Source organism: Pseudomonas sp. PDM04 (genome assembly GCF_014851765.1).
Lineage (GTDB): Bacteria > Pseudomonadota > Gammaproteobacteria > Pseudomonadales > Pseudomonadaceae > Aquipseudomonas.
In genome coordinates this window covers 804,179-816,083 of record NZ_JACVAI010000002.1, presented here as the reverse complement: position 1 = coordinate 816,083, position 11,905 = coordinate 804,179, and the positions used below count along the sequence as shown (strand labels likewise).

General features: G+C 61.5%; 10 protein-coding genes. 1 reads left to right on the top strand and 9 read right to left on the bottom strand.

The genetic code is table 11. The annotated features are described in order from the left end of the window. Positions 1-31: 31 nt before the first annotated feature. From uraD to IB249_RS10630, 3 genes are read right to left on the bottom strand one after another with little or no spacing between them, the layout of a single operon-like run. Positions 32-547, bottom strand: coding sequence for a 2-oxo-4-hydroxy-4-carboxy-5-ureidoimidazoline decarboxylase (uraD, locus tag IB249_RS10640; RefSeq protein WP_192304318.1), 516 nt, complete (start codon positions 545-547; stop codon positions 32-34). Beyond that, positions 544-1,470 (bottom strand): allantoinase PuuE, encoded by a 927-nt coding sequence (gene puuE / locus IB249_RS10635; protein ID WP_192304316.1) that lies wholly within the window; start codon positions 1,468-1,470, stop codon positions 544-546. The genes uraD and puuE overlap by 4 nt, the downstream gene beginning before the upstream one ends. A gap of 51 nt (positions 1,471-1,521) precedes the next feature. Beyond that, a complete protein-coding gene (locus tag IB249_RS10630; RefSeq protein ID WP_192304314.1) occupies positions 1,522-1,779 on the bottom strand; it encodes a hypothetical protein in 258 nt (85 codons plus the stop codon). Between the two features lie 105 nt (positions 1,780-1,884). Between IB249_RS10630 and uraH the strand changes: the two genes are divergently transcribed. Then, positions 1,885-2,238 carry a hydroxyisourate hydrolase gene (uraH, locus tag IB249_RS10625; RefSeq protein WP_192304312.1) on the top strand — a complete coding sequence of 118 codons (354 nt, stop codon included), beginning with the start codon at positions 1,885-1,887 and terminating at the stop codon, positions 2,236-2,238. A 213-nt stretch (positions 2,239-2,451) separates the two neighbouring features. Here uraH and IB249_RS10620 read toward each other — a convergent pair whose 3' ends face one another. The 6 genes from IB249_RS10620 to IB249_RS10595 all read right to left on the bottom strand — a co-directional run bounded on the left by IB249_RS10620 (position 2,452) and on the right by IB249_RS10595 (position 11,869). Next, positions 2,452-3,915 (bottom strand): hypothetical protein, encoded by a 1,464-nt coding sequence (locus IB249_RS10620; RefSeq protein WP_192304310.1) that lies wholly within the window; start codon positions 3,913-3,915, stop codon positions 2,452-2,454. A gap of 117 nt (positions 3,916-4,032) precedes the next feature. After that, complete coding sequence (locus tag IB249_RS10615; RefSeq protein ID WP_192304308.1) at positions 4,033-5,574, bottom strand: hypothetical protein; 1,542 nt, start codon at positions 5,572-5,574, stop codon at positions 4,033-4,035. Between the two features lie 172 nt (positions 5,575-5,746). Next, the gene (locus IB249_RS10610) at positions 5,747-8,992 is read right to left on the bottom strand and encodes a calcium-binding protein (RefSeq protein ID WP_192304306.1); all 3,246 of its coding nucleotides are present in this window, start codon (positions 8,990-8,992) and stop codon (positions 5,747-5,749) included. Between the two features lie 159 nt (positions 8,993-9,151). Further along, the gene (locus tag IB249_RS10605) at positions 9,152-9,781 is read right to left on the bottom strand and encodes a LysE family translocator (RefSeq protein WP_192304304.1); all 630 of its coding nucleotides are present in this window, start codon (positions 9,779-9,781) and stop codon (positions 9,152-9,154) included. A gap of 65 nt (positions 9,782-9,846) precedes the next feature. Further along, positions 9,847-11,196 (bottom strand): NCS2 family permease, encoded by a 1,350-nt coding sequence (locus IB249_RS10600; RefSeq protein ID WP_192304302.1) that lies wholly within the window; start codon positions 11,194-11,196, stop codon positions 9,847-9,849. 226 nt (positions 11,197-11,422) lie between these two features. Next, a complete protein-coding gene (locus tag IB249_RS10595; protein ID WP_192304300.1) occupies positions 11,423-11,869 on the bottom strand; it encodes a MarR family winged helix-turn-helix transcriptional regulator in 447 nt (148 codons plus the stop codon). Positions 11,870-11,905 lie beyond the last annotated feature (36 nt).

Here is an 11,905-nt window from a genome sequence, read left to right as displayed (position 1 = left end):
TGCGCGTTCATTGACGCTCGGGCCAGGATTGCTAAAGAGTCAGTAATCGGAACAGGGCAATCTTGTTGATCTCCGCCAGCGCGCACGTGAACTCGGTGTCGACCGGGTTGTGGATGCGCGTTTCGAACGCCGCGAGGATCTGATGCCGGTTGCTGCCTTTTACCGCCATGATGAAGGGAAACTTGAACTTGGCCTTGTAGGCGTCGTTCAGCTCGGTGAAGCGCTGGAACTCTTCGGCCGTGCATTGGTGAATCCCCGCGCCAGACTGTTCTTCAGTACTTGCCGCGGTCAGCTGGCCCTGGACGGCGGCTTTGCCGGCCAGGTCCGGGTGAGCGTTGATCAGCGCCAGCTGGCGGGCGTGATCGGCGCTCAACAGGATATCGCTCATGCGCTGGTGCAAGGTTTCGATCTGGTCGATCGAGCTGTCCTGGCCCAGGTCGAAGGCCTTTTCGGCCACCCATGGCGAATGTTCGTAGATGTCGGCGAAAGCGGCGACAAAGGCGTCGCGGCTCAGGGTCGAGGGTTTCAGGGTTTGAAAGGTGCTCATTGGGCAGGCCCTTGGTACGGGTGGGTTTGTTGCCAGTGGCGTGCGATATCGACACGACGGCTGAACCACACCTGTTCATGACTTTTAGCGTATTCGATAAAGCGCTTGAGCGAAGCCAGGCGCGCCGGACGGCCGATCAGGCGGCAGTGCAGGCCGATCGACAGCATCTTCGGTGCTTCGGCACCTTCGGCGTACAGCACGTCGAAGGCATCCTTGAGGTATTCGAAGAAATCGTCGCCCTTGTTGAAACCCTGGACCTGGGTGAAGCGCATGTCGTTGGTGTCCAGGGTGTACGGGATCACCAGGTGCGGCTTGCCGGTCGGGGTGTTCGGTTCCCAGTAGGGCAGGTCGTCGTCGTAGGTGTCGCTGTCGTAGAGGAAACCGCCTTCTTCCATCACCAGCCGGCGGGTGTTCGGCCCGGTGCGACCGGTGTACCAGCCCAGCGGACGCTCGCCGGTGATCTCGGTAAGGATGCGGATGGCTTCGAGCATGTGCTCGCGTTCCTGCGCCTCGTCCATGTACTGGTAGTCGATCCAGCGATAACCGTGGCTGCAAATCTCGTGGCCGGCCTCGACCATCGCGCGGATCACGTCCGGGTGGCGCTGGGCGGCCATGGCGACGGCAAAGACGGTCAGCGGAATGTCGAACTGCCTGAACAGTTTCAGAATCCGCCAGACTCCCGTGCGGCTGCCATACTCGTAAAGCGATTCCATGCTCATGTTGCGTGCGCCCTGCAAGGGTTGCGCCGCGACCATTTCCGAGAGGAAGGCTTCGGATTCCTTGTCGCCGTGCAGGATGTTGCGCTCGCCGCCTTCCTCGTAGTTGAGCACGAACGACAGGGCGATGCGGGCATTGCCGGGCCAGTGTGGGTGCGGAGGGTTACTGCCGTAACCGATCAGGTCGCGAGGGTAGTCAGCGCTCACTGCAGTCTTCCTTCTTGTTCGGGGTTGGCGTGGCGCGCCTGTGAGGAGAGGTCAGGCTGGCGTCACTGCGATGGGCTGATTGTATACAACTTTATATTCAATTTGTAAGCCCACATTTTCGCCTTTTTCATCCGGTGGTCGTCTCCAGGGCTCCTGCAAGAAATCTGCCCGATAGGTCAGTTTAGGGATAAAGGGTCCGCCGTTCATAAGGTTCGGTGGCGTATTCGGGGTCAATACCGGGATGGCGGCGCTGGTTGGAAAAATGTCGTTTTTATTGTGTACAATTTTTTTGAAAAATGTCTTAATCAATCACTCGCCGCAGCTTTTCGTGCTCCGAAACGGTGCGGGCTTCTTTCAACTGACTTCGGGAGGCGCGAGGCCTGACTGCTCCGGGCAGACAGGTGCGCAGAATCAATGGGACGTTTGACCACACATGTTTTGGACGCTGCACACGGTTGCCCCGGCAGCTCGATCAAGGTCGAGCTGTACCGCGTTGAGGGTTCGCAGCTCGAGCTGGTCGCCAGCGCGATCACCAACAGCGATGGCCGTGTCGATGCGCCGCTGCTGCAAGGCGACGACTACCGCACCGGGGTTTACCAGGTGCAGTTCCATGCGGGCGACTACTACCGCGCCCGTGGCGTGCAACTGCCGGAACCAGCGTTCCTGGATGTGGTGGTGCTGCGTTTCGGTATCAGCGCGCAACAGGATCATTACCATGTGCCGTTGCTGATTTCGCCCTACAGCTATTCCACCTATCGAGGAAGCTGATCCCCCAAGCTGCTTCCTCTACCTTGAAGCGACTGCGCATAGAGCTTCTTTGGTTTTTGGCCCGCTCACACTGCGGGCTTTTTTTTACCTTGTTTCGCAGGCGCGAGCGCGCTCGCGATGACCTCGAGTGCGCAGCGGACTGTCAGGTTTGCCGCGTTATCGTTCACGACCATCGCGAGTGTGCTCGCGCCTGCAGGGAGGCGAAGAGGGATGTCAGTTCAAGCGTCTTGGATCATCGGTGCGCACGATAAAGACCGAGTTTCCGTAGTCCGTTGAAACGTGACTGCCTCCCTTGAGCCAGATCACCTTTTCGGCTGCCTCCGCAGCCCGCAGGGCTTGCGTGGCCGGCTCGCCGATCAGGTCCGGCAGGCGCGCAGGGTTCAAACCGTCGCTGGCGTTGTCGTGAATGTGCAGCCTGCGACCATGCACGCGGTGTACGGTCATGTGGTACAGAAAATCATGCCCGGCCCGCTTGAACACCAGGGTGGCATAGGTTTGCGCGGGGGTCAGTTCGAATACCGTGTAGCCATGGCGAATCAACAGGTTCCTCATGAAACGCTTGAGATCACCGGCGTACTGGGTGGTGGTGAAGTAGCGCCATTCCTCGCGGAATTTGTCCGGATCAAACGCCAACCGGCGCAGGGGCCCCAGCTCGCCAGGGTGTGACAGCTCCACAATGCGCGATGAACCATTGCCCGGGCTCGTTGGCGTGATCGGCAGCATCAGCAGCGGATCCGCCAGCTCCGGACGGGGCGTTCGGGCCTGGGTCTTCCATTCGTTGAACACCTGCCGCAGCGCAGTCATCCCGGCCTCGGTCGCGGTGTCCGAACCGTTGGCAAGGATGAACTGGGTTCTGGCGATGTTTTCGATGGACGCGTCTGCGAGCCCCGGAAAGTAGTGTTCGACATAGTCGGTCAGCGTGCGGTCGAAAGGCAGTGTCGGGTCGATCTCCCATTGCCGCGTCGGCGGAATCTGGATGGCGCCGCGGGGTTGCTGGTCCGGGAAGTGCCGAAGGACGTTGTGCAACCGGTCGAAATCGTAGACCCGATGATCAGGGTTTCTGATGTAGGCAATGGGGTGGTCAGGCACGTTGCCGCGCGGCAGCGTCCTGTAGCACGTGCCGTCGATGACGATGTCCTGGGGAGACGCCTGTTGCAGGGAGATCCCCCAGTGTTTCCAGGGAACGGAGGTGGCCGACAGCTGGCGCCATACGTGCGTACCTGGCACGCGCTCGAGCCGTGGCCCCGATGGCATGCGTTCCGAGGGTAGCCCGGCGCGCGGATGACCCTGCGCATCCGTGCCCAGCAGCACCGTCCCGCCGTCGGCGAGATCGACGTACTGGCGGCCGGACAGGATCGACCTGAGCCCGGTCTGCGGGTTCGGCGCAGGCAGCCGTTCGATTAGCCTGGGTGGCAGGTAGTAGTTGCTGATGGGGGGTTCGAGGGTGATTCGGGTGACCTGGGTTTCGGCGGGAAGATTGCTGATTGCAATCGCTGCGTCCTGCTGCCCCGGAAATTCAGGGGCGGGCAATCGGGTCCCCGGTATCGGCTCGGTCCCCTGGCCGGGCAGGTGGCCGGGGCGCGTGGGCAGGTAATCCGGGACCAGGTCTCGGGTGGTGGGGCCGCCTTCGATCGAAGGACCGGGGATTTTGGGGCGAATGGGGTTTTTGGGTCTCATGGACATCCGTGCTCTTTGCAATCCTGTGAAAGTCGAGCGGATCGACTGCAGTGCCTGGGCGTTGCGGCGCCCAGGCGGTTTTCGCCGGCAAAGCGCCGGCGAGAGGGCGAAGCGAAATCAGCTTTCCCTGATCAGGAAGACCGATTCGAAACCGGCCGCCGTGATCTGGGTACCGCCCAGCAGCCAGACCAATTTGTTCTGGTCGTAGGCTGAGTGCAGCCTGGCCTGGGCAGCGTCGCCGACGCGACGGGCCAGATGCGGGTCGGAAAGCTCGGCGCCGGACGGGGTGACCTGACGGATGGCCTCGCCATTGACGCGCCCCAGCTTGAGGAAAAAGACCGAGTCGTGGTTGGGGCGGGTAAACACCAGCGTCGGCCCCTGGTGTTCGTCGGTCAGTGGGAACACCTCATAGCCATTGCGTATCAACACTGCCCTGACCAATTGCTTGAGGTTCAAGTTGGAAGGGTCGTTGACGAACGTGCTCCAGAGTTCCGGGAAGTGGACGGGATCGAAATCCAGCCGTCGCAACGCTCCGCCGGATTCGGCGGGCAACAGGGTAGTCCAGCCGTTGTTGAATCCTCGGGGGATGGTGGGCAGCATCAGCAGCGGGTCGGCGAGCTCCATTCGAGGCAGCAGCGCATGGGTGGCGTTGGCCCAGTGGCGATAGGTCTGTTTCATCGTCGACAGCCCCCTGGCGTCGATCACCTCGGAATGATTGGCGCGGTTGAAGACCGCCCTGGCGACGGCGGTCAACGAGGCATCCGACAAGTCCCAGAATGAATCGGCGACGTACGCCTTGAGGCTTTTCTCGAAGGGCAGGTGGCTTTCCAGCACTTCCCAGCGACCGTCCCGCTTGATTGCCCAAAGCGGTTGCTGCGCAGGGTTTTCACGCAGCATCTGTTCGAATTCGTCATAGCGTGCCGGCGAAAACCGGGGGTGCTTCAGATAAGCGATGTGGGTGCGCTCCGGCGCGCCATGGGGCACGATCGGATAGTGAAGCCCATCGATTTCCACGGATTCCCCGGTCAAGGGTTTCGTCGAACTTCCCCAGTTGCGCCACAGTGCTGGCGACAGGTCCAGGGGGAAAGGGTTGCCCACCCGCAGATCGGCGGCCAGCGCGTCGGCGTCGGACGAATCGCTGTCCAGGCGTGGTCGCTTGCGGCGGCTCGGGCCCGCGTGTTCAGGAGCGGCTTTCCTGCGCCAGAAGGCGGTTCCAGCCACCCGTTCGAGCCGAGGGCCGGAAGCGTTCAATTCATTGATCGAGGCCGCCCGGTATTCACCGTCCGCACCCAGCCGGACCAGGGTAATGCCTTCATCCTTGATCTCTGCATAGACCGTGCGCCGGTTGCCGTGGCGTAGTCCATCGGCCAGGGGGGCGGATAAGCCGTTGACCAGGAAGGGCGGCAGGAAACTGATGTCGGACGATGAGCCCGTCGAGCTGCTGACGGCGTTGTCGGCCGCAGAAACATCCGCCACCTCGACGTGCGGTTGTCGTGGTGTGTGGTCGGACTCGCCTTCGGGACGCCGGATCCCTGGCGTGCCGTCCGTGGCGGGGCTGTCGGGAAAACGCCCGGGCAGGCTGGTATCCGGCAGGTCGCGACGGGGCGTTGTGCCGTCATCCGGGGTTGGGTTCTTGATGATTTTCTTGGGCAACTTCATGTAGTGATTCCATTCATAAGTAGCGAACACGCAAACGGGGGCGCCTGGCCCGTGCAGAACACTCGGCCAGAACGTTTTTCAATATCCCTTGGGTTCAAATGCGCCGCGCGGTAACTATGTATCGCGCGGTCTTTTTCATTGCCGGTAAATGTTACGAAGCCAGGCCTTGCAACTAGTCGTATCGATAGACCTGTTCGAAAACAAGGTCCACGGCATAGGTCGTGCCTGAGGGTGTGATGACGTATATCTGTTCAACCGGTATATCGTCGCTCTCATAGTCCGGGAGATGGACAATCGTGCGGCCAATCAGCAGTTTGTTCCCTTTCAACCTGATCTCGGCCGGGTCCCGGGTGTTGCCATGGAAGCGCCAGGTGGACGCGTCGGAAGTCTTTTTCAGTGCGTCCGGCGTGGCAATCCGCAGAATGGCGTCGGCGTGCAGATGGACCTCGTAGAACGATCCCTTTCCTTCGAGCGAGGTCACGGTGTTTTGCGCCTGGACAGGAAGCTCCACCCGCTGGCGACGTGCTTGCAGCACGATGGCCCGGCTGTCTTCTGGCGTGAGCAGCAGGTAGTGGCCGGTGCGCTTTTCCAGCATCAGTTGACCGTCGAAGTGTTTGACGCCAGGGCTCTGGAGATCATTGCCATAGCTGGGCGGCGGCAGTTTGATCCGACAGGACACCCCGTCTCGCAACGTCAGGTTGATGGCTTGATTCAAGGCCAGGCCCCTGACCTGGTACGCCGTGTCGCGCACGTTCGTATAAGCGCGGGATACCGTGCTCACAAGGTTGATCAGTTCGACGGTTTTATCAGGGAAGTGCAGGGTCAGTTGGAAGTCGCTGTAGTTTAAATAGTGGTAACCGTTGCGGGACTCGACGGTCACGGTGTAAGTACCCTGGGCGCGGGTCATCTCTGCGTGATCACAATCGATATGCAAGGTACTGAGTGCCTTGTTATCGGTATTCGTCAGGTTTAAGACGGTCCGGCTGATGTCGCGATCAATGAAGTAGTGCGACGCGTTCCCTGACCCGATGGTCTGTTCAGCGGCGGTAACGATGGTCGGCGACGGGCGTGTGCCTTTTGCCAGAATCAATACGTTTACGCTCGGGTTGTCGCTGCCGCTGAGTTCAGCGGGAAAGTCCGGTGTCAGTTGAAAGCCGTCCACGGTCACCAAGCGCAGTTTCTGTTCCTGGAACAGGCGCTTGTCCGCAACGGTCTTGTAGACGTCCTTGATGATCAGCGTCTGCTCGGGCCACTCGCCATCCTTGCCGCAGAGTGACGAGACCACCAGCGAGGTGTCGTTGATCGACCACTGCTGAATGTTCTCGAACGCCCAGTCCATGATGATCACGCTGTCTTCCTGCGGGTCTTCCTTGATGATGACGGTGCCGCTTTTGTGGGCAATGTAATACTGATCCTTGCCGGCACCGCCGGCGGCTTGGCCATAACCGCCCATCAGGTAGATCGTGTCATCGCCGGCTTTGGCCTCGATGCGGTCATGGCCCCTGGCGACGATGCGGTTGGCGCTGGTCGAGCCTTTGACCACGCTCTTCGCCCCGGCCAGCGTTTCGACGTTTTCGATGCTTTCCAGGGTGGTGTGGGGGGTGGAGGAGGGCGCGCCATTCTGGTCCAGCAAGTCGATCCGGCCGTTCTCCAGGTCGATCTCGAAGCCCGTGTGGCTCGTGGTTTCACGGCTGTCCAGCGAGCCCTGGAGCACCAGGGTGTCGTTGCCCTGTTCGCCCACCAGAAAGTTCTGAACGGGCATGGGCGCAGCCTCCTTGAGGGCCTGCGCAGCGCCTTCAAACAGGAACCGGTCGTCCTTTTCCCCGCCGGTCAGGTGTTTGGAGCCGCTGCCGAAATTGAAATGGTTGGGTTTCTTTTCGACGCCGATGATGGTGTCCTTGCCGCCCCCCAGCAGCCACAACGTGGCCTTCGAATCGCCCCCGGTGCCTTTCACCACTCCGGCAAGATCCGGCGGCACACCTGCACGGGCATCAATCGTATCGTTCGCGTCCACCACCGCCGGTAATGGGATGTCCTTGGACGGTGTCGACTCGCGACCCTGGGCATCGTGCTCGAACCAGAACACCTGCGTGGCTTTCAGGCCCACCTCGAATTTGCCGTTGACGATGGCCTCGATGCTGTCTTTCAAGTCACCCTTGAGCCACTTGCGGGCCCTGCTGGTCAGCGCCTTCGAGTGCTGGTCGGTGGTGACGGCGAGGGTGTAGCGGTCATTGATGCGCTGTGGGGGTTTTTGGTTGATGAACGCGAGAAAGCCGGTGACCAGGCGTTCATCCAGGCTCAGCTCGATGTAGTCGTCGATGTCGTCCACCTGGCGAACGGCGCTGTAGATCTGCGAGCCGACGATCAGAATCGCCGCCGCGGCAATGCCCACCGGACCGGCGTGGGCGAAACCGGCCAGGGCGGCAGTGCCGAGAATCAGGGTCAACGCGGCGCTGGTCAGGTTCATGCCGGCGGCGACGTAATGATCCAGCGCCTGCTTGCCGGTGGTGCGGGAAGCGTCGTTCAGTGCTTTGACCGCGAAGTAGACATCGAAGGGCAAGGTCAGCGCGCCTGCGATCAAGCCGGCTGAGCGCGACAGATACAGGCCATACTGGGTCCTGGCGAAGCCCTGGTAGATATGCGCGCTCTGTTCAATCAGCGACTGCGCGGTTTTAACCAGGCCGCGCTCGATGATCAGCGAGCCGACTTCCGTCACGATTGCGCCGGCATTGATCGCCGCCTCGGTGCTGTCGCCGCGCTTGATGGCATCGTTGATCCCCATCAAGCCGCTGTAGATGCCGAACGCCTGGAGCCCGACGCCCATGCTGTTCACCACCTTGCTCTTCTGCCTGTCGACCCAGCCAGGGACATTTTCGGGCAGGCGGATGTCATGGATTTCCAGCTTCTGCGCCGCTCGTACGAAGCGGTCGAGCTTGACCCCATGGGGGCTCATTGCTTCGCTGAGCAGCGGCGGGGCGCTGACCGAACGGTGCGTGGCAATCTCGAACAGCAGCGTGGGGATGGTGGAGTCGCCCGCCTGGCCGGTGGCCCACATCCGCTGTTCGACATCGAGCGGATTGAGCTGCAGGCCGTCGATGAAATCCTGGGCGGTGTGGCGGAAATTGCTGTTGCCGATGTCCAGCGGCGCGCCGTGGACCGTGGCATTCAACAGGTGCAGTTCCAGGCGGCTGATCGTGAAGTGGCCCAGCGCGAGGGGGCCGTAGTAGTGATCCAGAGCCCGCAGTACCCGCTCGCGTTTTTTCGCCGATCGAGGGGGCGGATCTTGCGCCGCGCTGGCGCCATTGCTGCGGATGAAGTCGGCGATTTCCTTGTCGAGCGTCGTCAGGTTCGGCGGCTCGACGTCCGAGATCTTCACGGTGTCGTCGGGCGCGTCGGGAGAGGGAAAAGCTTGGGCCATAGGGGCTTCCTTGTTGGGTTTGGGTGCAACATGCGGCCCGAACTGTAGGGAAGCGTGGAGAGGGTCAAGCGATAACTATGTAGTGCTTCTGTTTCGGCGGATGACGGTATGGGCAGGCACCCACCACGGCGCGCCGCAGCGGCCGGGGTGGGGCGTGTCTCAGTGTCCGCTCAGCAGGGAGGCGGCGCCGGCGCCGCCGAACAGACCGGCGCTGATGCGATTGAACCAGCTCTGGCCCTTGCCCGAGCGTAAGTACCGCGCCGCGCCGTGGGCGCCGAGCCCATAGGCCAGCTTGCACAGCAGGTCCAGCAGCGTCCACGTGGCGATCATCACCAGCAGTTGCGGCAGGAACGGCTGTTCGGCGCTGAGGAACTGCGGCAGGAAGGCGGCGAAAAACAGGATGTCCTTGGGATTGCTGGCGCCGAGCATGAAGGCTCGCCCGAACAGCGCGCGAAAGCGCGGTACCGCAACCGCCTGGGGCACTTCGGCGCCGTGGGAAGGCTGGCGCGATTGCTGCCAGCTCTGCCAGGCCAGGTAGAACAGGTAGAGCGCGCCGATGATTTTCAAGGCGCTGAACAGCTGTTCCGACGCCAGCAGCAACGCCCCCAGACCCAGGGCCGAAGCACTGAGCAGGCAGATCGAAGCACTGACGCCACCGAGAAAGGCCGGCCAGGAACGGCGCAAGCCGTAGTTCAGGCTGTTGCTGATCATCAGCAGGGACAGCGGCCCCGGGATCAGGATCACGATCAGCGCAGCACCGCTGAACAGCAGCCAGGTTTCCAGACTCATTACGTTGCTCCTCATGCACAAAAGCCTCACCCGACGGGGTGAGGCTGTTTTGAATCGTGTACGGCTTACAGGAAGATGAACTTGGCGATGAAGATCGCGCAGAGCACCCACAGGCTGACGGAAATCTCCTTGTATTTGCCAGTGCCGGCCTTCAGCGCCACGTAGGTGATGAAGCCCAGCGCGATGCCGTCGGCGACCGAAAAGGTCAGCGGCATCATGATCGCCGTGACGATCGCCGGAATGCTATCGGTCGCTTCATCCCATTCGATGTGCGCCATGCCGCCCATCATCAGCATCGCCACATAAATCAATGCACCGGCGGTGGCATAGGCGGGGATCATGCCGGCCAGCGGCGCGAAAAACATGGCGGCAATGAACAGCACGCCCACGGTCACCGCCGTCAGCCCGGTGCGGCCACCGGCCGCCACACCTGCGGCGCTTTCCACGTAGCTGGTGACGGGCGGAACACCGACCACGGCGCCGAACACGCTGGAGGCGCTGTCGGCCTTCATCGCCCGGGACAGGTTTTCGATGCGTCCGTCCGGGTTGACCAGGTTGGCGCGCTGGGCGACCCCCATCAGGGTACCCGCCGTGTCGAACATGTGCACGAAGAGGAAGGCCAGCACCACGCTGATCATGCTGACGTTGAACACGCCGGCGACGTTCATCGCCATCCAGGTCGGGGCCAGGCTGGGCGGGGCCGACATGATCCCTTCGTAATGCACCACGCCCAGGCCCCAGCCGGCCAGCGTCACGGTGATGATGCTGATGAGGATGGCGCCGAACACTTTGTGATAGCTGAGCACGGCAATCATCAGGAAGCAGAGGGCAGCCAGCAGCGGGCCGGGTTCGCGCAGGGAGCCCAGCTTGATCAGGGTCGCCGGGCTATCGACGACGATGCCGGCGGTTTTCAGGCCGATCAACCCCAGAAACAGGCCCACGCCCGCGCCCATGGCGAAACGCAGGCTCACAGGGATGCTGTTGAGCAGCCACTCGCGAATCTTCGAAAACGTCAGGATCATGAACAACACACCGGAAACGAACACCGCGCCGAGGGCGGTTTCCCAGTTGTAGCCCATGGTGCCGACCACGGTGTAGGTGAAGAAGGCGTTCAGGCCCATGCCCGGGGCCAGGCCCACCGGCCAGTTGGCGTACAGGCCCATCAACAGGCAGCCGAGTGCGGCGGCGATGCAGGTGGCGACGAAGGCCGCGCCATGATCGATCCCGGCGTCAGCCATGATGTTGGGGTTGACGAAGATGATGTAGGCCATGGTGATGAAGGTGGTCAGGCCGGCGATCAGCTCGGTCTTCACCGTGGTGCCGTGCAAGGTGAGTTTGAAGATGCGCTCCAGCCAGCCATTGCGTAACGGCGGCGAGAGTTCCAGTGTCGGGGCTTCGGATTTGCGGCTTTCCACAGCGAGTACTCCTCAAGGGTTTTATTGTTATTTCCAGGGCCGGACCGATGAGGGTGGCAGCGGCCCTTTGAGGCATTCGCGAATTTGTTGACTGCTTGGTCAGGAACTCGCACGCAGTGGATTATGCTTTTGTATACAAATAAAGCAAATAATGTTTTTGATTTTGTAGACGAAATGTCTGGCAATCGGGATATATCGCCTGCAAGGAGCCTGCTCGTCGAAATGCCTAATCGACCGGCACCTGGCTCTTGCCGAGTGCCAGGTTCACCGCCAACCACCCATTCACCGCCGACTCCCCGGCCTCGGCAAACACTCGCTCCAGCAACTTCACCTGCTCACGCCGCAGCGATTGCTCGAAGCGCGCCCCGTCCACGGTCAGCTCCAGCAGGCGCTTTCGCTTGTCGGTCTCGGACGCAACGCTGTTCACCAGGTGCATCTCCAGCAACTGGCGCAGCGGAATGTTCAGCGCTTGCTTGCTCACACCCAGCAGGGTCAGCAGCTCCTTGACGCTCAGGTTCGGGTAGCGGGCGATGAAGAACACGATGCGCTGATGCACCCGGCTCAAGCCGCGGCGCTCGAGCATTTCGTCGGCCTTGGCGGTGAACGCCTGGTAGCCGAAGAAAAACGCTTCCATGGCCTGTTGCTGGGAGGCAGGATTTTTAAGGTCAAGCATGTTGACGTATCCGTTCGGGTTGTCGTAATTTCGGTC